Below are 26,371 nucleotides of genomic sequence, written 5' to 3'. Positions count from 1 at the left end.
TAGTAAAGAGGGTGCGAACCGCCCGTCAGAACGGGTTATATAAATACAAGGAGGTTGTTAGAATGGAACCGAATGTTAATTCGCAAAAGGTTGGCGGGGAAAAACCATCGTTACTAGGAATGATTACATCCCCAGGTTTGCAGTTTGAAAGAATGAAGAATAGTAATGCAGTATGGGGTGCGTTTTGGTTAATGACCTTATTAGGCGGTATTATGGGGGCTCTTGCGGCGTACTTATATTCCCAAGATCCTGCGTCTATGGCTGCAAATAAAGAGCTTGGTATTGAAGTGCCATTGGCATTTACTTTAGGCGGTGGCTTTCTCTTTTCAGCTCTTGTTATTATACTTACATTCTTTATTGGTGCAGTTGTGTATAAAGTGTTAATGATGTTTATGAGCAATGATACCCCTTATAAAAAGTTATTAGCGATTACAGTGTATTCTAGTATTATTAGTATTTTAGGTGTAATTATAAATATGATCTTGGCGTTTATTCTTGGTGGAAATGGGCAAGAAATGTATACAGGTTTAGGACCGCTATTTGCTTCTACTGGTGGCGTTGTATATGGCGTCTTAAAACAATTTGAGATATTTGCAATCTGGGCATTAGTCGTAACTGGATTAGGATTACACATTACGGCTGGTGTAAGTAAGAAACAAGCAACGATTCTTGTTGTTGTGTTCTTTATTTTAACATTGGGATTCGGTGCAATCGGCGGTATGTTCCCGAAAGCATAATATAAGATATATTCATGAAAACGGCTCATATGGAGCCGTTTTTTTATTTTTGCATGTACTTCAAATACTAGTTTTAGAATTTCAAATTTCTCCTAGCCATATTTCAAATTTCCCTATATCGAATTTTAAATAACCTCCCCTGAAATTGCCTGTATCTTCTTATATTGTAAAGGTACCGCGGAATAACAAAGAGGTATACCTTTTGGAAAAAGGTACGATATGAAACCGGCTACTTTTACAGAGGCAGTTACGTTGTATGAAAAGATGATTAAAAATCAGATGAAAAAGCTTTGTCTATACCGGGATTATGAAGAATATTATCAATGCGGGTTAATTGGACTTTGGAAGGCGTATGAAAAATATGAGGAGGAGAAAGGTACTTTTTCAGCGTATGCATTTGTAACAGTGCGCGGCTATTTATTAGAGAAATTAAAGAAAGAAAATAGATTTCAAAAGCGGCATACATGCGTCGAACAGGAAAATTTGCAAAATGTAGGTGGTGCAGAAGTGTCGTCAGAAATTCAAGATTATATGAGTTTGTTAGACGAGGAAGAGAAACATATTATCTTCGAACGTTTTTATGCAGGGAAGAAGATACATGAAGTTGCAGAAGAGGCGGGCATGACGTATCATCAGGTAAGATGGATCTATCGGCAGGCAATAAAAAAGATGCGAGCTGAGATATAGGAAATATAGAATGGAGGCAAGGGAATACCTTGTCTCCATTCTATCATGTATACTAAAAATCATGATGAAAATCATCGAGCATCATCTGAGCGATTAGATTACCAGCTTTTCTCCATTGCTGCTTCATTTTGTAGCAGGATATGGGAAGAGTCATTGTTTCTCCATTACAAAGATGTAGTATAGCTTGACTATCTTTGCCTTTTGTGATGGTTTTAATACTTTTATAGAAGACCCAGATACAATCCCAAGCGGCAGGTGATTTTGTCGGAATGGCACAAATAAAACGACGATGATTAATAGGAATAGGTGTATTTTGTCGCAAATCCCATTTTTCAATAATGGCTTTTCGTCGACCTTCGTATGTGGAATAATTGTGTGAGATGATTAGTTCTTTTATTATTTCCAATGGTGTTTTTGGCGAGTAGAGAATTCCCTTGGTGGTATGAATTTGAGTACGGTAAAAAGGATCTTTGTAAGGCAACAGCATCATTAAAGTACTAGAAATAGCATGCAGATTGGCTGGAGCATCCAACTTAAAAGCCTCCTTTAAAAGTAATGGTTTACATATTTTAGTATATAGATGAAATATAAAAATAACTTTAAAACATTGTAAATATTTGTAAAAATTCGTAGAGGATTTTCATTTTTTATAACTAGCAAGTTTTCTAATTTGCATCGCTTGTACATATATATGAAAATAGAAACAGTTAGGCGGTGATAGAGTATGAAACGGAAGTATATTATTATGGCACTTGTTGTCCTTCTTTTCGTATATTTAGCAAACAGCAACCCGAGTAAAGGGGAATATACCGAATGGGCAGCGAAGCAATTTATGAATCGCAATGATATTAGTAAAAAGTTAACAGAGGTTGAAAAAGATGATCCAGATGGGCTTGTTGGCGAACTTGCAACAATTGGTAAGAAGTTAGCGAAGAAATATGTAGAGCCACAAGTTGATGTGTTGATTAACCATTATACAAAGCGAAACGATTATATTTTCTTCTCGACATATACGACAGAATTTACACTAGGGAAAGAAAACTACAAATATGTTTCAGTTGGATTCTCTCATATTTTTATTCCGATTGAGATGCCGAAGAAAAAAGACGAAGCTGCAAAGTGATGCAGCTTCGTCTTTTTGGTTTAAGGAGCAAGTGTTACTTCTGATACTTTCTTTTCAACAAGGCGTGCTCCTTTTTTACGAGTGTTCCCGCTAAGTGATAAGAAAATTTCAGAGGAGAGAATTGTGTCCATCACTTGGCTAATGGTTTGTTCATTCACAGGTGTGATCGGATTGTCGATAGAAAAGACGACGGTTTTTCCATCTTCTTTTAAGAAAATCAGTTCGAGTGCTGTCATTGTCGGTTACCTCCTTTTCATTAAAATTTACGGATTCGAAATATCAGATGTGCTTAAAAGCTGAACAGCATGCAGTTTTAATCCTTGTAATGAAGAAAGAGCAACTCCCACTTCATGGACTTTTGTTGCATCAGCGTTCGGTTTTACTCGTTTAAACTGTTTGTTTTTCAAAATTGCTTTCCCGTTATTGTCTGTGCCGCCGTTTAGGACAAGGCGCAAGCTTAAATCAGTTACAATTGTTTCGATTGCCATGTTTTTCACCCCCTTTTCGTCTTATATATAGGGGACAACGGTCATATTTTGGCGTGAAATTTTTTCTTTTTTTTGGTACTCTTAGAAGAATAAGAGAGGAGTTTCTAAAGATGAATCGTAAATGGTTAGTTTGGATTCCCGTTTTACTATGGATGGGGATCATTTTTTATTCTTCAGCACAACCTTACAAGAAGCAGGATATGCGATCAGATGTTGAAAAGTATGTTCCGTCTCAATTTGTGGAAGAGAAATTCTCTGGTGTATCGATTGATTATGGCGGAGGAACACCGGTTAGTATTGAAAATAAAGGTGTTGGCGGTTTTGTTGAGTTTTTCATCCGAAAAGGGGCTCATTTCACAGTATTCATGATTCTTGGTCTGCTTTCGTATTATGCATTGCATCGTTCTGGTTGTTCAAGAATGCGTTCCTTTATATTCGCATTTCTTATTGTTGCTGGATATGCAACATTCGATGAAATTCACCAAGGGTTTACAGGTGACCGTACACCGATGTGGCAAGATTCTGTTTTAGATACGTCGGGCGGATTGACAGGAATTATAATAAGCAATTGGTTTTGGCATAGAAAAAGGAGCTAACCTTTAGGGATAGCTCCTTTTTTTATATATTTTCAGTATGTTGCTTCGGATATCGGCGATTTTTGGGATATATCAGCGATTTGGCATAAGATATCGACCATTCGGCAATATGCGACATTTCTTGTTATACGCCAAGTAATTCTTTCAATTCGTCTGTTGATAGTTCCGTCATCCAGTTATCACTTGTAATGATAGCGCTACTTAGCGACTGTTTCCGGTCCAGCATTGCATCGATTTTTTCTTCAAGTGTGCCTGTTGTAATGAGTTTATGAACGTGTACAAATCGTTTTTGACCGATGCGATAAGCCCGGTCTGTAGCTTGATTTTCTACAGCTGGATTCCACCAACGATCATAGTGAATGACATGGTTGGCGGCAGTTAAATTTAGACCGGTTCCACCAGCTTTTAATGAGAGGATGAAGATGTCATATGTCCCGTTTTGGAATTGTTCGATCATCTTATCCCGTTCTGCCTTCGGTACACTACCGTTTAGGAAGAGAACACGCTGACCGAATTTCTCTTCTAATATTTTCTGTAGCATATTTCCCATTCCGATATATTGCGTAAAAATTAAGCAGCTTTCATTTTGATCTTTTATATTTTCAATGAGATCCATTAATGTTTGGGTCTTCATAGAACGCTGCACAATATCGTTTGGTTCTTCCTCTTTTAAATAAAGAGCAGGATGATTACAAATTTGCTTTAGTTTACTGAGCATCATTAAAATAAAGCCGCGTCTTTCAATACCTGTTAAGCCTTCAACATTTTGCAATGTATCTTGTACGAGCTGTTCATATAGTGACGCTTGCTCACCTGTTAGCGGGCAGTATACTTTCTGTTCTTGTTTGTCTGGTAAGTTTAATGCGACTGTTTGGTCTTGCTTTGTTCGGCGCAGTAAAAACGGTGAGATGAACCTTTGTACTTGCTGGATTTTTGCTTCATCACGGTCTTTTTCAATCGGTGTTATGAAGCGGCGCTGAAATTGTCCTAGGCTACCGAGGTATCCGTGATTCAAGAAGTCAAAAATAGACCATAGCTCTGCCAATCGGTTTTCTACAGGTGTACCTGTTAAAGCGATTTTGTGATTCGCTTGTAAATTACGAACTGCTCTCGATTGTTTCGTTTGCGGGTTCTTAATGTTCTGCGCCTCATCTAAGATGATTGCATCCCAGCACTGCGCGTTTAATTCTTCTTCATCAAGTTGTGCTAATGCATAAGAAGTTAATACAACGTCTGCATTTTGAAGAAAGTCTTTAAAGGAATCGCCTTTTGAACGGTTGCTTCCATAATGCAGTTGAACCTGTAAATTCGGTGCAAAGCGTTCAAATTCTTTCTGCCAATTTCCAAGAACAGACGTCGGTGCGATGATTAACGCCGGGCCTGTTTGGAGGCGATTTTCTTTTACATATAATAAGTAAGTAATTGTTTGGATACTCTTCCCAAGTCCCATATCATCCGCTAGTAACGCTCCAAACCCAAGCTCTCGTAAATATAAGAGCCATGCCGCACCGTGCTCTTGGTATGGACGAAGTGTGGCCTGTAAGGAAGATGGTATTGAAACTTTTGGAATGTCTCCGATATGGAGTAACTTTTGGATGAGTTCCTCGTAATAGCCATCTAACTCGATTTCAATATCCGCAAATGGATTGTCTTCTTCTACGACTTCTACTTCGGCAGAGTTTGATAAATGTTGCTGCAAGACATCTTTCATTTCAAGTCCGTATTTATCTGCACGTTTCATTAGTTTTTTCACTTCTTCAATAAAGGCAGGATCCAGTCTCATCCATTGTCCATTTAAATTGAAAAGTCGTTTATTTTGTTCGACAAGGTCAAAAAATTCACTTTCTGACAGATCAATCCCATCTGTAGAAACGCGCCAGTCGAAATCAACGAGAGTGTTCATGCCGAAGAAGGACTGCGCTTGATTTGTACTTTGCTTCAACTGAACGCGTAACCTCGGTTTCGTTGCTTTTAAATTTTGCCACCAAGACGGTAGTAAAATATCAACGCCGGCTGCTAATAATTCGTTGCTCGCTTCCGTTAAGAAATTCCATGCTTCTGTTTCATAGAGCTCCGTTCGAAAGTGATCATCTTCACGAAGCCATGGAACTAGCTTGCCGAATCCCTCCTGCGTTTCTTGAATACGTTCTTCATAGCTATGCCATCTTTTTGGTAGTGAATCGATGTCAGTATATACATATATTCGGTGTGTTCCGCGCTTGGTCGTAATAATTGTTTCAAGCTTCCACATTTCAAAATCATCATGTGGTTCTTGGAGGCGAAGGCCGATTGTAAATGGAAGGTCGTCTTCAATGTAACCAATCTTTCGGAACCAATCTTCTTCGTGAAGCGCTGTTTCTAATTGTCTTTTCGTAAAGTCGTAATGTTCATATAACCGTTTTGCATTTTCCCACCCTTCGCTAGAGCGTGCGTCTTGCCGAATTGTTTCATTAATCGCATGTGAGAACAGTGATGCGAGCGTTTCATCTTGGATTGGAACATCGATGGCTTTCCATGATGGATAATTACCCCAACGCTTCATATCTGGTACAAAGTTTCCGGTTGTAAAGTGATCCCATAGATCTTTAGCACCAGGCATGAGCGCAGTCACGGGACCGTTTATTTGTAATCCAGCAAAGGAGTTCATCGGTTTTTTCGCAATGTATTCTAGCGTTTGGACGTTTGTTAGCATGAAGCCGCTTCGTCCTTCATGTGAAGCTTCTTTTAAAAAGGTGCCGAAGAAGGACGTCGTGTGCCATGTGAAAGCATTTTGTTTCCAATCTGTTATAGGTAAGAGATTGCCGGTTTCATCTTCTCCCCAAAGGAACCACCTTTGACTTACGTGCTGGAGTCGAATTGTTACTTCAGTTTGTGTGATCATCGATTAACTTTCCTTTCCGCAGTTCTTCCTGAAGTGCTCTTAGGCGTGAATGTAAGTTAGCGATTTGGACAATGAAAATGTGCCACTCATCTGTTCGTTTGAGCCGTTTATAGAGCGTACGTAATTTCTTTAAGTAGCGGACTGCGCGGCGATACGACTTCCGATTTCGTTCTTCAATTGCTTGCACTGCTGCAAGGTGATAGAGCGGAAGAGCTGCTTCTGGTGCTTCTTTTTCGATATCTTTTAGTGGTTCTTTTAACAATTCAATTGCCTCAAATCCGTATAAAAGATGAAGTTCTGTCCATGCATAATATTGTTTTTTTGCTAGTACGTGTTGCTCGTAGTTTTGGAAGCTGAATGGCAATAACTCTTGCAAAATCATCTCAAGACCTGCTTGTTCATTTGTATGCGTCGCATATGTTTCGTACATCATGATGAACAAACGAACGATATCTTTTACAAAAAGAGGATCGGCCTGATCATTTATTGTTTTCTTCAATTGTTTATATGTGAAAGACAGCCAATTTTTGGCGCGCTCCCATTGCATGGTACTTAGTAATTCTTCGAGCCAGTCGAAATAAAGGCCAACCACTTGCGGTGGTTGTGTTTCGAGCAATTCCATAGCAACATCATCTTCTTGCTTTAAAAAGAATAGGTGAGAGGAGGCGAGTGCTTTCGAAATTGGATTCATCTTCGCATCAATTCGTGTTGCTTCTTCTTGGATCCAAGGTTCTTCTGCTAGCAACTCTCCCCATATATGCCGGTAAATAAAGAATCTCTCCTGTGTATAGGAGTCGGTAGAGAAGAAAATGCTATGCACTTGGTGAGCTGTTTCTTGCAAAATCGGTTCACATTCAGCGGGAAGCGATTCTGATTTCAAGTCACGTACAATGGATTCCACTTTATCGACAAATAGACGAACAACGTTAATCGGCTGATGATAGGAATACGTTTTGTTTGTCTCAAAGTCTGTAATTTCTTCTAATAACTTTTGAAAGCTAAACAGTGCGCCGTGTAATTTGAACAATTCATGTATGGCAACGACGCGCGGCGCTTTTCGTTCTAATTTCATGTAAAAGTCCGTAAAGATACTCATAAGAAAATACATTTGTTTATATGAGAGCCGTGCTTGTTCTTTTTTAAATGCGCTATATTCAGATTCGAAATATGCATGCCAACTTTTAAAGTCCGTTTCTTCAAACGCAGACGATTGTAATACTTGCCGCGCTGTTCGGATCGGAGGGAGTGATGGTTTCGTTTTATTTTTAAACAATGTTAATACTTCTCCCACTTGTCCGAAGCTAGAAGCAGCTGATAGTAAAACGGCGAGCATGTGCTCACACTGCGTTGGTGCAAAGCAATCACAATAGCTTTCTGCGATATTACGAATCGGAATATGAACGCTATACACATTTCCTTCAGCATCTACCGTACCTGATAACGTATAACCGTCAAAATCAACGTTGTAAACAAAACCGCTACGATATAAATGGCGAGCAGTGGCAACATGCTCTTGATCGGCTGCTTGCTGCGGATCGAGCCCTTGAACAAACTCATTCGCGATCATCATAATTTCATCTTTCGTAATTGAATGTTGCAGCATAAGTTTTCCTCCGTACAAAGATTTCTTTCCTCTACCATTATAAACAAAAAGAAGTGAAAACAGAAAAAATGAATTTCTTGGTACATAATTAGAAAAACATGAAAATATATATTGGGTAAAATATATTAGTTTTTTCGTTTGGGAGGGAATTGATTTGTCAGATTTGCAGACGAAATTAGGAAGCGGTATGAATAAGCTGCAAGAAGGTATTGAGCAGGGAAAGATGAAGCTGCAGATTGCACAGGAAATTGCACAATTGAAAAAGGAAATACAAGTGCAGCTCCATAAGAAAACAGAAGTTTTATTAGAACTTGGCCAGAGGGTGTATGTTCAGCTTCGAGATACTGGAGTGAAGGAAGAACCATTAAAGGAATTAGTCGCTCCAATTCAAGATTTCGATGTTGTGATTTATAAGGCGAGAAAACGAATTGTTGAACTGCAGAAACAGCAAGGAGAGAAAGCAACATGTGAATGTGGTGGTTCTCTATCTGTTAGTGATAAATTTTGCGGTATGTGTGGAAAACCCAATCCGATGCTAGCAGTAGAGAGTAGTGTGGAAAAGGTAGCATGTATGTCATGCAACGAGTACATAGCAAAAGACTCCATCTTTTGTCTTGTTTGTGGAATGAAGCTGGGTGGGGAGTGATTAAGATGTACTGTCGCATGTGTGGGAATCAACATGGTGAAGAAGTGAATTACTGTCCGAGTGAAGGAAGTATGATGGTGGAAGCTTCAGATGCAGCTGTTCTTGAGCAGGCTAAAGCCAAATATTGCCGTGGTTGTGGGAATGAAAATGTCCAGCATAATCTGTACTGTCAACAATGTGGTCACTCTTTATTTACCGTATCGAAAAAGGAACATATCGCCAAGTTACCTAGTGTGGAAAAAGGTTCTAAGATGGAATTATCTATACATACAGGTGGCTTAAGAACAAGTATAATCGGCGGAGCTATTGCGAGCATTCTGATGTTATTTATAGGGTGGATTGGCAGTTTATTATTTTCAGAAATGATGGAGAAGATAGTCCATGAGTTTGCTAAGGATTTACAAATGTTACCGGATTTTTATACTAGCACAACTTCTACACTACTAAGCTATCATTTACTTGGTTTTTCAGCAGGAGATGAGAGTAGAATCCTTCTTTCTTTATCTTGGGATACCCCTTTCTTTTTACTACTAATTATTCCATTTATTATTTTATGTGGAGTTGGAATTTGGATAGGTAAACAACAAGTTGCAAAGACAATTGGAGAACAGATTGTATTAGCGGTAATAGTCGGTATTATTTATGGATTATTTCTGTTTATTGTTAGCTTTGTTGCGTCAAAATCAATCACTGTTCCAGAGGTAGGAACTGTCACGGTTGGCTATTCTTCTTTTAAAAGTTTATTAAGTGGCTTTATATATGGAACGCTATTTAGCTTATTCGGATTGATTGCACATATAAGTCGAAACAATATAGCAGGTGCGTTCCAGGAGTTATTACCATATGGTGCACCCCTATATTACGGAGTGACAGCAATGGTAAAGGGACTTTTAGTAAGTGCAGTTATTTTATGTATTACTGCACTTGTTGCACTATCAGATGGTGCAAAACCTTTAGATAATTTAGCGTCTACAACCTCTCAGCGTGCGCTGATAGCACTGCAATTAACACCAAACGTATGGAGCATGACTCATCTTGCACCAGTAGAAATAAAGATTCCGGAGTTACAGGAGGAATTGTCCAAGGTAAGTACAACAAGTGATAAAAGTGTAATGGGGCTTTCATTTGTATCAGGTATGTCTGTTGGTGGAGTTGGGATAAAAGATATTTTGATTGCAGAAGGTGCTCCACCATCAGTTATGGAAATTTTTGACGAGATAAATAGTAAATTTCACTTTGGCTTATTACTTCTTATTATCCCGTTCTTCTTTATGTTTAGGGCGGGGCAGAAGTTAGCGAAGATGCCGTCATCAAATATGTATGTAACGTTAGCTGTATGTAGCGGTGCGTACACAATTATGATGGTTATGATGAATATTCTTTCCAAAATTCAAATAGATATTGAAGGGAATGTAACAAAGTTGTTTGGGGTAAGTGGAACAATGATCTCCATGCAAAACAGCTTTCTGTATTTAATAATTGGCAGTTTTGTTCTGACATATGCAGCTGCTTTTGTTGGAATGAAATTGACAAAAAAGTAGGAGGTTACAACCGTTCTTCGAAAAATGTAACAAAGAAGGAGGTGGAACCTGGTTTAAAAATCAGCAAAATCAAAACAGAAATCTTTCATGAAGAACAAGAGTTTGTATAAAGGGAAGAAATGGTCGTTCGTAACTTGCGGATTATTTTATACATATAGACATATGACGAAGTGTTTCTTCCCTGCATGAGCTGTGATATTCATCATGGAAGTAGAGTTTTATCCTGTTTTCTCTGCGTTATCTTACGTTTTGGTGTATTTTGGTATGATTTTTTAAACCAGGAAAGCATTGTGAAGTTTTGTGGAAACTGTAAAAAACAGGTCGCAGATCACTTGAATTTTTGTTCTGAATGCGGAAATAAGGTAGAAGTAATCGAAGAAAATGTAGCTGTTTCGCGAGCGGAAGTAAAACAGGAAGTACAGCCGCAGAAGAAAAAGAAAAACATTGTGCTCTTGCTTGTATTTGCCTTCTTTGTTGCTGTATTGTTTGGTACTTATAAATTTGGTGCCTATAAATTTTCAAAAGAAAGGCAAATCAATGCATTAATAGAAGCGTTTAATAAAAAAGATGTAGATGCAATTGATTCTTTTATAAAACCGGATGACCCAGGTTTGAAAATTAAAACAGAAGATATTAAATCCTATTTACGATATCTACAGGATAATCCTTCTTACAATAAAAAATTATTGTCTTACTTACAAAAGCAAACGGTGGATGCAAAGCTTGTTGATAAAGAAAGCTTTGTGGATGGGCAAATTGTAGAAGATGGGAAAGAATGGTTCTTATATCCGAAATATAAGTTCAGCATTAAGTCGTATTTCATGACAGTCAGCACAACTGTAAAAACTGCGGAAATATATGTAAATGATAAAAAAACGACTGATATTTCTAGCGAAAAATCCTCTAAAGAAATCGGACCTTACTTCCCTGGGATGTATGTAGTAAAAGCAAAAGCGAAAACTGATTTTACTGAACTGGAAACGGAAAAGAAAGTTGAATTGGCTGGAGAAAAAGAAGGGAAAGTGGATGTGAAATTACCGCTTAAAGGAAACTATGTTACCATTTCCTCTGATGAAAATACTGCCGATGTTTTCGTAAATGGTAAAAAACATGGAAAGCTAGATTATGGTAGTTATAAGCTTGGGCCTGTACCGACAGATGAAACTGTTGAAGTACATTTAGAGAAACAAACAGATTTTGGGGTCATAAAAAGCGAAAGTATAAAGGTTGGAGAGCAAAGCTCATACGATTTAAAATTCCCAAAACAGATATCTGATACTGCAGTTGGTGATTTTGTTCGAAATCACATTTATAACAGTGTGCGCGCCATTTCTTTAAATGACTTTAGCTTAATTGAAAATGATTATGATAAGAGCGGAGAATCATATAAACAAGATCGTGATTACTTGCAATATTTAAAGAAAAAAGGAATTACTGAGGACTTATTAATATTCGAAGTGCGTAACGTTGAACGTCAGAGCTCTACGAAATATAAAGTAACGACATATGAAGAATACAATATCCGCTATGGTGATGGATCTGTGAAGTTTAAAAGCTTTAATAATGAGCATATTATTACAGTGAATACAGACGGAAAATTATTGTATCATTCTTTAGCAGCAAACAATACATTGAAATCAGAAGAAATATCTGGCCCAACGCAGTAGTGGACGAAAATACTATCTCTTTATAAAGAGGTAGTATTTTTTTCGTTATTTGTGGGTAGTAAGACCCCCAACTCAAAATTCAGCAAAAGTAAAGAAGTTAGGTGGGAGGTGGGCTGCCCGTAAAAGCCCAATTGGTGAGGGCTAATAATCAGTGGGGGATGAAGAAAACCCTCACTGATTAAAATTTCACTTTATGATATATTGAGTACTTGTATGGATATATCGGCGCTTCTACAAAGTGCGAAAAGCTCGTACGTATGGATCTTGTAGAATTCTTTCTACTAACAGGAGCATTTCTTCTTGGAGTGGTATATCAATTGGAAATGGTTTTTGTGATCCTGGTTTTATGCCGTATTGTACGAATTTATACTGAACAGATTGATCGTGTTTGAGCACAATCAATTTATAGCGATTGTCATCATGTTCAAGTGAAAAATCAATTGCGGTCGCATTATATGTTACATCGTCTTTGTAGATGTATGGCTTAGGTGTACCGATCCAGTCTACTTTTGCATTTGGATTCATGTTGTAACCTCCTTGTCGTCATTATATATATATTCGTTTGGATTTTCCAACAGATAAGCCGCTCTTAGGAAGAACAAAAGGAGATTTTTTCATTTGTGTTTATAAAAAAGTAAAAGCCAGCTCTCAATATATGAGAACTGGCTGAATTTTTAGCAGTCATTGGTTATTTTAAAATTTTCACTTTAACAGTTTTACGTCCCCATTTGTTAGCAATTGCGTCAGAGCCAACTAGAACGTCGATACGGTTACCTTTAATTGCACCGCCAGTGTCACCAGCGATTGCTTCTCCATATCCTTCTACCCATACTTTTGATCCTAATGGAATCACTTTCGGATCAACAGCAATCATCTTCATGTTTGGATTCGCTGTTAGGTCATGACCCATTGCAGTTAATACACGACCACCATATGTGCCGCCATTTTCGCTCGGATGAGCTGTATATGCTGTTGCTTCAACTGTTAGCTCACGGCCACCTGCAGGAGCGTTTGTAGTTGCTGCTTTAACAGCAGGCTTAGCAGCTGGTTTCTCTTGTGCTACTGGAGTTTCTGCTTTTGCAGGTGCTTCAGCTTTAGCAGGAGCAGGCGTTTCTTGTTTTTCAATAACAGGTGCTGTACCAGTTAAGTAAGGAACATGAACGTAAGCCGTTTTCCCGTTATATTCGAATTGTAACCACTCGTTTTGTACTTGGTGCGTTGTTTCAATCATTTCGTCTTTCTTAAGCGTACCAAGAATTTCTGAGTTTGTGTTCGCTTCAGCACGTACGTTTAATACGTTTGCTGTTACGTAATAGATGCTTTTTGTAAATTCTGCGCTAACGAATACGTCTTTACCATTTAATTTGATTTGTGACCATCCGTTTGTTGTATTTGTAACATCTAATTTATGACCATTTAATAATTTTCCTACAACTTTTGATTCAGTAGTTGGGTTCTCTCGTACATTTAATACGTCTGTTGTTACAACAGTTTCTGCTTGTGCAGAAGTAGTGAAAATCCCAAGACCAAAAACTGCTGCTGTTGCTATACCAATTAATTTTTTCATGATAGCCTCCATTGCGTTTGTTTTCGTGTCCTCATTATAGCAACTGTTTTTTTCGGAATTTGGGAAAACACACAATTACAAACCATTCGTAATAAATCATTAACACGCTGTAATATAGAAAGGAATTATAGAAATCGTTTTTCAATCCGTGCTTTTAGAAGGTTTATGTCATATATCTATTTTTTTATTACAACAGATGTTTTTCGATAAAGATAAAAGTGTTACAGTGGTATTACAAAAAGTTTACTAAGGTGTTACATTCCTTGAGAATTTTACCGAATTATGCCTAAAATAGTTATATAAATATAAACATTTTGTTTGTGCATTTATAAATACGTACAATATCCTGACAAAACAACCGCATAATTGTTACAAAAAGAAAGAGCGGCAATCGATATATTTGCCCTGTTTTACAACTGTAACGCACCATTTTTTGGGAAAACACACTCCCATCCACATCTATCTCGCACGATTTGGCGGTATCATCTTCATTTTATAATCCGAACGTTTATATGGAGGGTGAACTGTCCATAAGAATTCTAATTAGTGAAGGTTGATTTTAGAGAGAATGAAGAAAATCACCACAAGAAATATTTCACTTTATCCGATTTAACATATCGGAATTAGATTCATTTTACAAAAAAACCTACAAAAGGGGGATTTTATGAGGAAACTGACAAAAACATTTATTGTCTCATTAATATTATGTATCGCATTTACAATTTGGGGGATTATTCCTGAATCTATAATTGGAAAAGGTAGCTTAGGAAATGTGACTACTGCAATTCAAACTGCATTGGTTAGTAAATTTGGGTGGTTCTATATCATTTCTGTTTCTGTTTTCTTAGGTTTAGCCATCTTTTTCATCTTTTCAAAGTACGGTTCTATTCGTTTAGGTAAAGATGATGATGAACCTGATTATAGTTATATGACATGGTTCGCTATGCTTTTTAGTGCTGGTATGGGAATCGGTTTGATTTTCTGGGGAGTTGCGGAACCATTAAATCATTTATATGCACCGCCATTTGGAGAAAGTGCTACAGAAGAGAGTGCACGTCTTGCACTTCGTTTTTCATTCTTCCATTGGGGATTGCATCCGTGGGGCTTGTATGCACTTGTAGCATTATGCATCGCTTATTTCACATTCCGAAAAGGGAAGCCAAGTACAATTAGTGCAACAGTTGGTCCTTTATTTAAGAGCGGTGAGCATGGCCGTATTGCGCATATATTTGATGTGTTAGCTGTATTTGCGACAGTGTTTGGTGTAGCAACTTCATTAGGGCTTGGAGCGAAACAAATTGCAGGTGGTGTTAGCTACTTAACATCTATTCCTAATTCATTAACAACCCAGTTAGTTATTATTGGGATCGTAACGGTTTTGTATATGTTATCTGCACAAACAGGATTAGACAAAGGTATTAAGTACTTAAGTAATACGAATATTATTTTAGCCTTTGCACTTATGGCAATTTTATTATTCGCAGGCCCAACGAACTTTATTATGAATTACTTTACATCAACAATTGGTTCTTACATTCAAAACTTACCAAGCATGAGTTTCCGTTTAAGTCCATTAGATGAGAGTGGAAACCAATGGATTCAATCGTGGACGATTTTCTATTGGGCATGGTGGATAGCATGGTCACCATTCGTTGGTACATTTATTGCCCGTGTGTCACGTGGACGTACAATTCGTGAGTTTGTGATTGGTGTGTTGCTCGTTCCAACAATTATTGGTGCACTTTGGTTCGCGGTATTTGGAGGAACAGTCATTCATATGGAGTTGTTTGATGGAGCGAACATTTATGGACAAATTAAGGAGATGGGTACAGAGGTAGGATTATTCGCTGTACTAGATCATATGGGTAGTATGGGACCAGCTTTATCGGTTCTTGCGATTCTATTGATTTCAACATTCTTTATTACATCAGCAGATTCTGCGACATTTGTTCTTGGGATGTTAACGACACACGGTAGCTTAAACCCGCCAAATCGAATTAAATTAGTTTGGGGTCTTGTACAGGCAGCGTTAGCAGCAATCTTACTATATGTAGGTGGATTAGAGGCTTTACAAACAGCTTCGATTATCGCAGCATTCCCGTTTGTATTTGTTATCTTCTTTATGGCTGCTTCCTTATTTAAAGAATTACAAAAGGAAGTTCGTCATCACCATCACCATAAATAGTATAATAGAAGGAAAGAGCTGATTTTGAATCAGCTCTTTTTTGCGAGGTGTGCGAGTTTCTAGTGGTTGTCTGTTGTCGCAAGGTGTCGAACTGTCCATATATTGTCAAAGGTCATCCGAATTTTTGTCAAAAATTTGTCGGAAATGTGTTGTCACTTTTCCGTATATGTGCTATATTATTTCCTGTAAGCGATTTCAAAAAAGTTTTTAAGCGTATTCAAGGGGGACAACTAGAATAATGAAGCGTTACGAAAGAAAGTGGAAGCATATTTGTTTGAAACGTGTGGCACATCGTAATGTGCAAGAAAACACGGAACCAAAGACTGAAGTATCTAAAGAACAACAAGAGAAGCAATTGGTTTTACAAAAATAGCAGTCACTTTTTCGTATATAAAAGAAAGTAGATCGTTCGTTGGGGGATGGACGTGAAAATTGCTTTCGACTAAGGGGTATTGTCCGATATATAGATTTATAGTAAAGATAAGCACAGAGCATACGGCGCTCTGTGCTTATTTTTTTATAAACATTTGTTTCATTCTGAACAAGCCGCTTGCGCCTTTATTTTTTATACCTGACTGTCTTGTCCCATCCGATGATTTGTTTTTTACTTTTCGCGCGTAAGTATAGGATGAGACTTCGGATAAATAGGTACGTAAAGAGCTGGGCGTATGTGAAATACATAATGATGCTGATAAATATGTTCGTTGGCGTGAATGTATTTTCGACGCTTTGTGCACTAAAGAGTTGCGATGTGTATGTGATATAAGCGACGTACCACATAAATAGTAATGGGATGGTATAGCTGATTTGAAAGAGACCGAGTAAGCCAATAATGAACCATACATTTGAGATGATTAAGAACAGCCAAAAGACAACGTATACTAGTACTTGCTGCAAGGAATGAACGAGTAATTTTCCTTTAAAGAAACTGAAGGAGGAAAACATCTTTTCTAAAATATATAAGTTACCCTGAAGCCAGCGTGTTCGTTGTTTAATAAGAATTTTCAAATGCTCTGGTTCTTGTTCCCATGTAATGGATTCAGGTACGATTGGTAATAGGTAGCCTTTTTGTGTAATTCGTAATGTGAGCTCTGCATCTTCGGCAATGGCATAAGGGTCGTAGCCACCGAGTTCTTCAAGTGCGGAGCGGCGCAGGAGCATATTCGTTCCTGTTAATGAACCAGTTTGGAATAAAAGCCAACGGCCAGACTGCATGAGTAACTGGAAGATTTGAAACTCAAGAGAAATCATCCTAGTAAGCCAGTTTCGTTTTTCATTGACAGTGCGGACATGACCGACAGCACCGACAGCATCTTTTGTCGTTTCTGCGTATTCAACAAGCATGCGCAGGGCATGTGGTTCTGGTTGGTTATCAGCATCATACACACAAAAATACTCTCCATTTGATATGCTGAGCCCATAGTTTAATACACGTGATTTTCCTTTCGGCTCTCCAGGTGGTACGCGGATATGTCTTATATGAGCATAGGCCTCATCGTATTCATCACCAATTTCTCCAGTTTCATCTTGGGAATTATCATTTAATAAATAAATGGCAAGTTTTCCGGGATATTCGATATTTGCCATCGCAGCTAACGTATCCATAATAACGACGCCTTCATTATGTGCAGGAATCAGTATATCTACGCTCGGGTAATGTTCTAATGTCCGATTCTTTAGCTTACGATTTCGATGAACAAGTCCAGCAAGCGTTAGTAAGGAGTAGTAGACGAGCAAGCCGGAAAATAAGAAGGCTGTAAAGATAAGCACATATTTAATAGAAAAAATGAAGCTAATCCAAAAAACAAGTAGGCAAAATAGAAGAAATAGCAGGAGAAGAATAAGTGTCATCATGTTGTTAACACCTGCTCTCCAAGTTTTTCTTGTTTGATTATAATTTTTGAAAGAGCATCCTCTGTTAACCATTCTTCCCACTTATTTTCAAGGCGCATCAAAACAATATTTGCACCAGCTTCATTTGTATTTTGGAGTAAAATGACCAATGTATTTTCATCATATTTTCCAACTAAATCAAAATCACTCCGCACTGTATCAAGGAGGAGGGAGGCAACGCGATCCATGACACTTCGCTTCGTATAGCTACTAAAAGAGGTGAATGAAAAATAGACAAGCATGCCTGTTTCACTCCGCCTTTTCATAGCAGCTTCGAGCAATACACCACGCCTTTCAAATTCCTGTCTTGTTAATAACTTTGTTTCTCCAATATATTGTTCAAGTGTATGGACTTGTTGTTGCAAGCGTCTATTTTCATGCAAGAGTTTTTTTAACATATAAGTCGATATATAGATAAGAAAGAAATTCACAATTGCTAGGAAATGAACGATGATGTAGGTAAGTTGTGTAGAAGTACTCGATAAATATAACCATGCTTCATAAAATAAATAGAAGACGGAGAGGAGAGTTCCGGCAATAAATAAGGTGAAAGCAAATTTATTTGAAATGAATAGAAATAATAAGTTGATGAGTACATAAAGGATCGTAAAGAAAAAAGCATAAGGAAATGAGCTTATATGAACTGTGGTGAAATAGAATAAAATTTGTGCAATCCATAATATCATAATTTGATTGGGCATTTGCTTCATCACGGGCCTCCTAGTACATAGGTTGTTATATGTAATATGTGCTAGAAGGGGGGATATGCATTCATAAAAAAAGCTGACCCGAAAATTCGGATCAGCTTGATTTTATAAGAACATCATACCTGCAACTGCTGCATTTAAGAAGTTCGCTAGCGTACCAGCGATTACTGCTTTAATCCCTAACTGTGCAATTTGTTTACGGCGAGAAGGAGCAAGTGTTCCTGTTACACCTAATTGAATTGCGATAGAAGAGAAGTTTGCAAAGCCGCAAATTGCAAATGTTAAGATCATATTTGTTTTATCAGAGAACTCTGCCATATGTGATCCTAAGTTTGCGTAAGCAACGAATTCGTTGATTGCAAGCTTTTGACCGATGAAACTAGCTGCTTGTACAGCTTCGTTTGGTGAAACACCGATTAAAATAGCGAATGGAGATAAAAGATATCCAAAGATTAAATCAAGGCTTAGCTTAATATCAAACCAAGAACCAATCCATCCTAATAGACCATTTAATACAGCAATTAATGCGATGAATGCCATTAGCATTGCTGCTACGTTAATAACAAGTTGCATCCCTTCAGATGCACCGCGTGCTGCTGCATCGATAACGTTCGCATCTTCACGCTCTGTTGAAAGTTGTACATTGTTATCTGGTGTTTCAGTTTCCGGCATAATTAGCTTTGCAATTAATAAGCTTGATGGTGCTGCCATAATGGCTGCTGCTAATAAGTGCTCTAGCGGAATTCCCATTGCTGCATAACCGACAAGAACTGATCCGGCAACAGCCGTCATACCGCTTACCATAACTGCGAAGAACTCACTGTTTGTTAAACGTGTTAAGTACGGTTTAATTAAAATTGGTGCTTCTGTTTGTCCTAAGAAAACAGTTGTTACTGCATTTAAGCTCTCTGCTTTAGAAGTTCCAAGCAGTTTACTTAATGCACCACCAACGATACTAACGAACCATTGCATAATACCTAAATAATATAATATTGCTACTAATGAACTAATAAATACAATTGGAAGTAGTGCTTGAATTACGAAGATGAATCCCCAAGGACCATCTTTATCTAATAAGTTACCAGAGACAAATTTAATTCCTTCATAAGAAAAGTTGATTAAGCCTTGAACCCCATCAGAGGCAACCTTTAAGCCAGCTTTTCCAGCATCCCATCGTAATACGATGAAAGAAAACGTAATTTGTAATGCTAGCGCGATTAAAATTGTGCGCCAATTCACAGCTTTGCGGTTGGAAGATAGTAAAAATGCAACTGCTAAAATTCCAATCACGCCGCCAATTCCCCATAAAACATTCATGCAGTGTAAATCTCCTCTCTCATAGTAAAAAAGTAGAATTAATAGATGTATATACTTCTATGAAAATAGCATCTTAAGTAACGTATCACACCGGACATCAGAGGTCAAACGTCTGTTGAAAAGTTTAAATAGAAAGAAAATTTACTAAGAAAACACATATCAATCTTATGGGGACAAAATAGGTTATGTTTTTTAGCGAGAATATATTTATTATTGTAACGTTATGAACTGTTTTTAGGGAATATGGTGTATGAAATAAGAGGATAGAAAACATATTTGTAGAAATACGGGTAGAAACATGATAAAAACCTCTCTTTTAGGTGGGAAGAGAGGATCCGGCCATGGATAGAAGCGGTCAGGTCCTTTTTTAGTTCCATGCCGAGTTTAAAAACAAAGGGAGAAAAGAGAGTAGATTACCTTTTACTTTCATGGCATGAATGTATGTCAATTTATAAAAAAGAGCCCTCTAGTAATCTAGAAGGCTTTGAAACTATGACTTAAGGTGCTTTTGTATATCCTAAGAAGTGCTTACTCCAATAAGAGTTGTTTAATGATGCAACTGCTACACCTTTATCTCCAGCTTGAATGAATGATCCGCCACCAAGGTAGATACCCATGTGAGAAGGACCTGGCTTATAAGTGTTTTGGAAATAGATTAAGTCACCTGGTTGTGGATTTGAAGTTTTTGATAGGCTGCTCCAATATCCAGCAACACTTTGACGGCTAATGTTGTGACCAAATTTGTTAAATACGTGGAAAATGTAACCACTGCAGTCAACGCCATTAGCAGAAGTGCCGCCCCATACATATGGTACACCTGCCATTGATTTTGCATATGCAAGAATAGATGATGTATCGCCACTTGTGTTACCTGTATTGTTATTATTATTGTTGTTATTGTTATTGTTGTCTACAGCACCACCAACTGGTGTTTTAGATAGGAAACGAGTTCCTACATAGCCAGTGCGACCGTTGTAGTTAATTTTGCTCCATCCATAATGTTCAGAAATAACTTGTACTTTTTGACCTTGTGGAAGAGCACCGATTACGCTGTAATTTGTACCTTCGCCGCTACGTACATTTAATGCAGACACATTAATATAGTATTCGCCAGCAGTTGTTTGTGGTTGCTCAGGTTTTTCAGGTGTCGTTGTACCACCTTTAACGAATTTCACAAATTCACTGCTTACATAACCAGTTTTACCATGGTGATTAATTTTGTACCAACCATTTTCTACACCAACTACGTTTAATGTTTGACCATTTAATACGCCACCAAGTACACCGTGGTATGTAGCTGGGCCTGTACGAACACGTAATGATGTTGCATTAACAACATAAGTACCGCCAGTTTGAACAGTTGTATTGTTATTTCCTTGTTGATTGTTACCTTGGTTAGTATTGTTACTAGAACCACCTTTTGTTACGTAGTCTTTGCTAATGTAAGCTGTTTGTCCTGCATAGTTAATTTTGAACCAATCTTGAACTTCACCAATAACTTGTACAACTTGTCCTTTATGAACAGAGCCTAAAGTTGTATGGGAAGTGCTAGGACCTGTACGAATGCGAAGAGAAGATACATTGACTGTATAGTTTCCGCTTGCTTCTTGAACATTTGGGTTGTTATTAGAAGAACCAGCATTTGCAGAAACGCCAGATACGAACTGTCCACTAACGTAACCAGTTTTGCCGTTATGGTTAATTTTAACCCATCCGTTTTCTTCGCTAATAACTTGCAATGTTTGTCCTTCATATACACGGCCCATAATAGAACTAGAAGTATTTGGGCTTGTACGAACACGTAATACGTCAGCAGTAACTTTGTTCTTGCCACCTGTACTTACGCTTGTTTTCGCACCATTTTTTGATACGAATTGTCCACTAACGTAACCAGTTTTCCCATTATGGTTAATTTTGAACCATCCGTTTTCTTCGGTGACTACGTTTAATTTTTGGCCTTCATATACGCGAGAGATGATGTCGTGAGAAGTACTAGCTCCTGAGCGAACGTGTAATACGTCAGCAGTAACTGTGTAATTTGAGTTGTTTTGTGGTGCAGCTTGAACAGCGTGTGCAGCAGGTTTTTGTGTATTTTCAGGGGCAGCTTGAACGCTATCTAATGTCGGGGCTGCTCCTCCTGCTACAGACACTGCCGCAAGACCGGCAAGATATTTTTTCATGTTTTGTCGATTCCTTTCTGTCTGTAATGTAGTGATGAAATATTTACCAACTGTTAAAAATTCTAAAAGGCATGTCGATTACTGTCAAGGCTTATGCGGGAATCTGAATATGTCAAGAATATTACAAAAAAAAATCAAGGTGCATGTTCCACCTTGATTTTAAATGAAAATACGTATATTAAGAGGTTTTTAAGAAGAAAATGTTTGTGTTTAAGGTAATGGGATATTAGAAGTTGAAAAGCTTTGGACAAATGTTTTTTGTAGTAATTTGGTGATTTTCCCAACTTGACCATTTTGGATGGCGGTGCCATCAAGATGTGTCATCGGAAGTACTTCTACTGTTGTTCCTGTAAAAAAACATTCATCAGCATGATAAACATCACGAATGCCGAATAATTCTTCTTGAACAGGAATCTGTAGTTTATGGGCTAAAGAAAGAATATATTGGCGGATAATCCCGTTTAGGATTAGATGATTAGCGGGATGAGTATACAGAGTCCCGTTTTTTACAAGAAAAAAGTTGGAGTGACTTCCTTCCGTAACGATCCCATTACGAACGAGAAGTGCTTCTTTACAACCTTTTCGTTCCGCTTTTGTACGAGCTAATACGTTTGGCATTAAATTAAGAGACTTAATATCACAGCGGAGCCAACGCACATCAGGCTCTGATATGGCACGTATACCGTACTCAATCCATAAAGCGGGGCGTTCTTTTTTTGAGATATAAGCATAGATTGTTGGGATTACATTAAAAGAGAATGCGTGTGTACGATGCTGTACTCCTCGAGAAACTTGTAGGTAGATGGTACCATCTTCTTGAAATTTATTATTTTCAAGTAATTTATAAAGTAGTGTAATGAGTTCTGCTTTAGAGAAAGGTAGTGTTAATTCTATTTCATCCATGGAACGATATAACCGAGTTAAATGTGGATCTAATAAGTGGATGGTTCCTTTATAAATACGAATGACTTCGTAGACACCATCTCCAAACTGCAAGCCACGTTCTTCTAATTGTATGTACGGCTGTTTTTTATTTGTATCAATAATTTTATCATTCCATAATACGAACCTTTCGTATGACATTTTACTTCCCATCCTTTCTTAATTGTTTGCATGATGAGCGTTGGTCGCCTCTATAAAAACTCCAATTTATCGTATTTCGCATATACAAATTCGCAAATGGGAAATGATAATCCTGCTTTTTAGAAATAAAAAAAGCAACATTCATATAGAACGTTGCTTGCAACAATGTTGCATAAGGAGGGTAGCTTGTTTCATAGGGATATTGTCCTGGTATAGTCTAGAAAGGTGACCAGTAAAAAGGTCGGCTTTACTAAGACAATGGATGTTACTTCTCAGTAATATCAAAGGCATTGTTACACAAATGATTCTGATATTCCCCATGGGGACCTAACGCAAAGTTGTAACATGATAGGTGGGGAACGAACAGAATATTGTTTACAAATTCTATTATAGATATGTTTCATGAATTTCATGTAAATATTTGGTGAAGATTGTGTAATTTTATCATATTATTGGCGAGCAGTATGAACCCTGACTGTAACTAAAAAAAAGACGCTGATATTACTCAGCGCCTTTTTTTTCTTCTTTAATCGTTGTTTTTACTTCGCCTGTTTTAATTTTGTTGCTTTCAGAGAAGCGAAGTAAGTCTCCTTCAATGAGCTTATCAGACATGCGCAGTTCATTTTGAGCACGATCGATCATTGCTTGAGCTTCTTCTTTTGGTACCTCTACGACTTCGCCAGTTGCACGGTCATAGAATGTACTGTTTGTATACATATACTTGTCTGTAACAAAACTACCGTCACGAAGAACAACGAATCCTTTATTATCTGGTGAGAATACGTCATGACCAAAACGAACGTCATTGCTTGAATCCACACCAAGTAAGTTTAGAATTGTTGGTTTAATATCAATTTCACCAGTTGGTTTTGAAATTGTTTTACCTTCTTTTTGACCTGGAACGTGAATGAACATAGGTGTTTTTTGTAAGTTCATATGATCAAATGCTGTAATTTCTTCTTTACCTAAGAACTGTGCCATCGCGCGGTTATGGTTTTCAGAAATACCGTAGTGATCACCATAGAATACGATAACAGAATTGTCATAAAGTCCTTCTGCTTTTAGACGTTCAATAAAGTTTTTCATTGCTTCGTCTAAGTAACGAGCTGTTACCATGTAACGGTCAAATACACCATCACCAGAGTTATAAGGTTCAATCAATTTTGTGTCATCGTCGTACGTAAATGGATAGTGATTGGTTAAAGTAAGGAAACGAGTATAGAATGGTTGTTTCACTTCTTTTAACATGTCAATTGATTGATTAAAGTACTCGATATCTTTTAATCCCCAGTTTAATTTTGTTTCTGGAGTAATTTTATAGTCAAGCTCATTGTAGTAACGATCGTAACCAAGTGCTGGATACATAATGTTACGGTTCCAGAATGTTGCGTTGTTTGCATGGAATACAGCTGTGTAATATCCTTGCTGACGCAGAATTTCTGGAGTCGCAGTATATTCGTTATTACCGTGTGTAAAGAATACAGCACCACGGTCTAATGGATATAATGATGTATCTACTAAGAATTCAGCATCAGATGTTTTTCCTTGCCCAGTTTGGTGGAAGAAGTTATCGAAGTAATAACTTTCTTTTGCAAATTGGTTTAAGAATGGTGTAACTTCTTGATCGCCTACTTTTGCACCAATTAAGAATGTTTGTAGGGATTCAAGAGAAACGACAATTACGTTTTTCCCTTTTGCCGTGCCAAACATATTTGGATCTGGTTTACTTTGCGTTGTTTTTACGTAGTTTTCTGTTTCTTGTAATTTACTGCCGTCAGCGAATGCTTTTTGTGAACTAGATTTTGCTTGCAAGCCAAGATCATATACTTGGTGTGTATATAAACCTAAGTTTTTCACGAGCATAACACGGTCAAATGAACGTGTTAATAATTCTGGCCGCTCAGTTTCTGCAAGTCCTAAGTTTACAAAGAAAATAGCAACCGTTGATACGAAGTATAAAGAGCGCATTGGACGTGATACGCGTTCAGTTTTTGCAAAGCTTTTCTTTTTCTTTAATAGTACAAAGAAAAGGATAATATCAGCAAATGCAACGATGATTTTGTAGTTAAGCAATTCTTTTACACTGGATCCTAGTTGTCCAAAGTTTGATGTTTGCCCAAGTACTGGTAAAGTAACGAAGTCATTGTAGAATCCGTAGAACATTACGTTACCAACAAGAATGATTGTTAAAACAAAGTCAATTCCAAGTGCTATATAGTTTCGTTTCTTTCCTTTTGCAAATAATGCAAGACCCACAAACAGTAATGATGTTGCTAATGGGCTAATGAATAAGATAAATTCTTGCATGAAAGATTCAAGTTTTAAATCAAAACTCGTACGCGTTATGATGTAAGTTTTTAGCCATACGGCCAAAGCAACGAACAAAGTAAAACGTACATTTAGAAATTGCGATTTTAAAGATTCCTTCATTCATTCCACCCTTTCTCTATCAGGCTTGGTCGATTTTGGAGCGAAAAAAGCTAAAATAAAAAACACATAGTTTTCTTGGCCATGAGTAGAGGTTTCTATATCCCTCATATACGACTTTAACTATGCATACCCTTTTGGTTTCCTGTTATTTCTTTTGTTGATTCATAAGCATAACGTCATTTCTGTATTATACAACAAAATTCAATTCTTAGAAACACTATAACATTTTACAGTTTTTGTATTTTTTATTGTTGCTGCCAGAGAAAACTTTAACATTGGTTTATATGCTCGTCAACTAGAAAATATAACAAAGATAATAAAGAATAGTAAGAGAAATAGAACATTTTATGTTGAGAAATATTGATAGGAAATATATAAATCCTCTCTTTTTAGAGGGAAGAGAGCGTCGGCTGAAGCGTAGAAGCGGTCAGTGCCTTTTTTGAATGTATAGCCGTGATTTATATAGTGGGAAAACAACAACGAACACTTGTTCTTTTATCTGTTGTCTGTTACAATAAAATTTGTGTATATTTGATGAACGTTTTATTAACTAATGGAGCTAGTTCCTTATTTTTGAAGACGCATCTACTTTTTTCGTATAATGAAAAAAACAAAACATGGGGGCTCTTTATATGGAACGAAAATTTTCAGTCGAAGCGTTTTGGAATAAGGTGAAACATGTAGCGAAACAAGCGGGACAATCGGTTATTTATGCGAGTTTGTTGCTGTTTTACGTTATGCAAAGACCGGATGTTCCAAAGCGAGTAAAAGCAACTATTATTGGAGCACTTGCCTACTTTATTGCTCCAATTGATGCGATTCCGGATTTTTTAGCTGGAATAGGTTATACGGATGATTTAGGTGCATTAACTGCTGCACTTGTACAAGCGTCTATGTATGTAAACGAAGATGTAAAAGAAAAAGCACAGATGAAATTAGCGGATTGGTTTGGTTCGGATATAGACACATCATTTATCGATCAAAAATTAGATCAATAGGTGAGAACTGTCAGAAATGGCAGGGCAAACATTAGCGGGGAA

The 26,371-nt window shown here is 37.5% G+C and carries 23 protein-coding genes; 10 read left to right on the top strand and 13 right to left on the bottom strand.

Annotated features, from left to right (window positions below; all coding sequences use genetic code 11):
- The first annotated feature begins 62 nt into the window (after window positions 1-62).
- Together yknW and HRG09_RS08635 are read left to right on the top strand one after the other, a co-directional pair.
- Window positions 63-737: a YknW family membrane protein gene (gene yknW, locus HRG09_RS08640; RefSeq protein WP_174100414.1), complete on the top strand. Its 675-nt coding sequence runs from the start codon at window positions 63-65 to the stop codon at window positions 735-737.
- 219 nt (window positions 738-956) lie between these two features.
- Window positions 957-1,424 (top strand): sigma-70 family RNA polymerase sigma factor, encoded by a 468-nt coding sequence (locus HRG09_RS08635; RefSeq protein WP_174100413.1) that lies wholly within the window; start codon window positions 957-959, stop codon window positions 1,422-1,424.
- Window positions 1,425-1,476: 52 nt separating this feature from the next.
- Here HRG09_RS08635 and HRG09_RS08630 read toward each other — a convergent pair whose 3' ends face one another.
- Window positions 1,477-1,956: a competence protein ComK gene (locus tag HRG09_RS08630; protein WP_174100412.1), complete on the bottom strand. Its 480-nt coding sequence runs from the start codon at window positions 1,954-1,956 to the stop codon at window positions 1,477-1,479.
- A gap of 192 nt (window positions 1,957-2,148) precedes the next feature.
- Here HRG09_RS08630 and HRG09_RS08625 point away from each other — a divergent pair, with 192 nt between their 5' ends.
- Entirely contained in the window at window positions 2,149-2,547 is a 399-nt protein-coding gene (locus HRG09_RS08625; protein WP_174100411.1) for a DUF4359 domain-containing protein, read from the top strand.
- Window positions 2,548-2,567: 20 nt separating this feature from the next.
- On the opposite strand, the gene HRG09_RS08620 is transcribed toward HRG09_RS08625, so the two are convergent.
- Together HRG09_RS08620 and HRG09_RS08615 are read right to left on the bottom strand one after the other, a co-directional pair.
- Entirely contained in the window at window positions 2,568-2,783 is a 216-nt protein-coding gene (locus HRG09_RS08620) for a DUF2922 domain-containing protein (protein ID WP_174100410.1), read from the bottom strand.
- A 27-nt stretch (window positions 2,784-2,810) separates the two neighbouring features.
- Entirely contained in the window at window positions 2,811-3,035 is a 225-nt protein-coding gene (locus tag HRG09_RS08615; protein WP_174100409.1) for a DUF1659 domain-containing protein, read from the bottom strand.
- Window positions 3,036-3,145: 110 nt separating this feature from the next.
- Here HRG09_RS08615 and HRG09_RS08610 point away from each other — a divergent pair, with 110 nt between their 5' ends.
- Window positions 3,146-3,631 (top strand): VanZ family protein, encoded by a 486-nt coding sequence (locus HRG09_RS08610; protein WP_174100408.1) that lies wholly within the window; start codon window positions 3,146-3,148, stop codon window positions 3,629-3,631.
- 124 nt (window positions 3,632-3,755) lie between these two features.
- Here HRG09_RS08610 and HRG09_RS08605 read toward each other — a convergent pair whose 3' ends face one another.
- On the bottom strand, window positions 3,756-6,512 hold the full coding sequence (locus HRG09_RS08605) for a DEAD/DEAH box helicase (RefSeq protein ID WP_174100407.1): 2,757 nt from the start codon (window positions 6,510-6,512) through the stop codon (window positions 3,756-3,758).
- Window positions 6,496-8,115 (bottom strand): SWIM zinc finger family protein, encoded by a 1,620-nt coding sequence (locus HRG09_RS08600; protein WP_174100406.1) that lies wholly within the window; start codon window positions 8,113-8,115, stop codon window positions 6,496-6,498. Before HRG09_RS08600 ends, HRG09_RS08605 begins: the two co-directional genes overlap by 17 nt.
- A 154-nt stretch (window positions 8,116-8,269) precedes the next feature.
- Here HRG09_RS08600 and HRG09_RS08595 point away from each other — a divergent pair, with 154 nt between their 5' ends.
- The 3 genes from HRG09_RS08595 to HRG09_RS08585 all read left to right on the top strand — a co-directional run bounded on the left by HRG09_RS08595 (window position 8,270) and on the right by HRG09_RS08585 (window position 11,969).
- Window positions 8,270-8,761 carry a zinc ribbon domain-containing protein gene (locus tag HRG09_RS08595; RefSeq protein ID WP_174100405.1) on the top strand — a complete coding sequence of 164 codons (492 nt, stop codon included), beginning with the start codon at window positions 8,270-8,272 and terminating at the stop codon, window positions 8,759-8,761.
- A gap of 5 nt (window positions 8,762-8,766) precedes the next feature.
- The gene (locus tag HRG09_RS08590; RefSeq protein WP_174100404.1) at window positions 8,767-10,302 is read left to right on the top strand and encodes a zinc ribbon domain-containing protein; all 1,536 of its coding nucleotides are present in this window, start codon (window positions 8,767-8,769) and stop codon (window positions 10,300-10,302) included.
- A 290-nt stretch (window positions 10,303-10,592) separates the two neighbouring features.
- Complete coding sequence (locus HRG09_RS08585) at window positions 10,593-11,969, top strand: zinc ribbon domain-containing protein (RefSeq protein WP_174100403.1); 1,377 nt, start codon at window positions 10,593-10,595, stop codon at window positions 11,967-11,969.
- Window positions 11,970-12,200: 231 nt separating this feature from the next.
- Here the strand turns inward: HRG09_RS08585 and HRG09_RS08580 are convergent, their stop codons facing one another.
- Window positions 12,201-12,494 (bottom strand): DUF3910 family protein, encoded by a 294-nt coding sequence (locus tag HRG09_RS08580; RefSeq protein WP_174100402.1) that lies wholly within the window; start codon window positions 12,492-12,494, stop codon window positions 12,201-12,203.
- A 163-nt stretch (window positions 12,495-12,657) separates the two neighbouring features.
- On the bottom strand, window positions 12,658-13,536 hold the full coding sequence (locus HRG09_RS08575) for a cell wall-binding protein EntA (RefSeq protein ID WP_174100401.1): 879 nt from the start codon (window positions 13,534-13,536) through the stop codon (window positions 12,658-12,660).
- A 664-nt stretch (window positions 13,537-14,200) separates the two neighbouring features.
- On the opposite strand from HRG09_RS08575, the gene opuD reads away from it, so the two are divergent.
- Together opuD and HRG09_RS29370 are read left to right on the top strand one after the other, a co-directional pair.
- The gene (opuD, locus tag HRG09_RS08570; protein ID WP_174100400.1) at window positions 14,201-15,721 is read left to right on the top strand and encodes a glycine betaine transporter OpuD; all 1,521 of its coding nucleotides are present in this window, start codon (window positions 14,201-14,203) and stop codon (window positions 15,719-15,721) included.
- 238 nt (window positions 15,722-15,959) lie between these two features.
- Window positions 15,960-16,094 (top strand): hypothetical protein, encoded by a 135-nt coding sequence (locus tag HRG09_RS29370; RefSeq protein WP_000833063.1) that lies wholly within the window; start codon window positions 15,960-15,962, stop codon window positions 16,092-16,094.
- Window positions 16,095-16,279: 185 nt separating this feature from the next.
- Here HRG09_RS29370 and HRG09_RS08565 read toward each other — a convergent pair whose 3' ends face one another.
- The 6 genes from HRG09_RS08565 to HRG09_RS08540 form a co-directional block, all read right to left on the bottom strand.
- Window positions 16,280-17,575, bottom strand: coding sequence for a glycosyltransferase family 2 protein (locus HRG09_RS08565; protein WP_174100399.1), 1,296 nt, complete (start codon window positions 17,573-17,575; stop codon window positions 16,280-16,282).
- A complete protein-coding gene (locus HRG09_RS08560; RefSeq protein WP_174100398.1) occupies window positions 17,572-18,324 on the bottom strand; it encodes an MreC domain-containing protein in 753 nt (250 codons plus the stop codon). The genes HRG09_RS08565 and HRG09_RS08560 overlap by 4 nt, the downstream gene beginning before the upstream one ends.
- A 102-nt stretch (window positions 18,325-18,426) precedes the next feature.
- Window positions 18,427-19,638 carry a NupC/NupG family nucleoside CNT transporter gene (locus HRG09_RS08555; protein WP_174100397.1) on the bottom strand — a complete coding sequence of 404 codons (1,212 nt, stop codon included), beginning with the start codon at window positions 19,636-19,638 and terminating at the stop codon, window positions 18,427-18,429.
- A gap of 497 nt (window positions 19,639-20,135) precedes the next feature.
- Window positions 20,136-21,818 carry a C40 family peptidase gene (locus HRG09_RS08550; RefSeq protein ID WP_174100396.1) on the bottom strand — a complete coding sequence of 561 codons (1,683 nt, stop codon included), beginning with the start codon at window positions 21,816-21,818 and terminating at the stop codon, window positions 20,136-20,138.
- Window positions 21,819-22,028: 210 nt separating this feature from the next.
- Complete coding sequence (locus HRG09_RS08545) at window positions 22,029-22,913, bottom strand: D-amino-acid transaminase (RefSeq protein ID WP_174100395.1); 885 nt, start codon at window positions 22,911-22,913, stop codon at window positions 22,029-22,031.
- Between the two features lie 489 nt (window positions 22,914-23,402).
- Complete coding sequence (locus HRG09_RS08540) at window positions 23,403-25,331, bottom strand: LTA synthase family protein (RefSeq protein WP_174100394.1); 1,929 nt, start codon at window positions 25,329-25,331, stop codon at window positions 23,403-23,405.
- A gap of 632 nt (window positions 25,332-25,963) precedes the next feature.
- On the opposite strand from HRG09_RS08540, the gene HRG09_RS08535 reads away from it, so the two are divergent.
- Complete coding sequence (locus HRG09_RS08535) at window positions 25,964-26,329, top strand: YkvA family protein (protein ID WP_174100393.1); 366 nt, start codon at window positions 25,964-25,966, stop codon at window positions 26,327-26,329.
- Window positions 26,330-26,371 lie beyond the last annotated feature (42 nt).

Source organism: Bacillus sp. Xin1 (assembly GCF_013314535.1).
Lineage (GTDB): Bacteria > Bacillota > Bacilli > Bacillales > Bacillaceae_G > Bacillus_A.
This window is presented reverse-complemented; position numbering and strand designations above follow the sequence as displayed.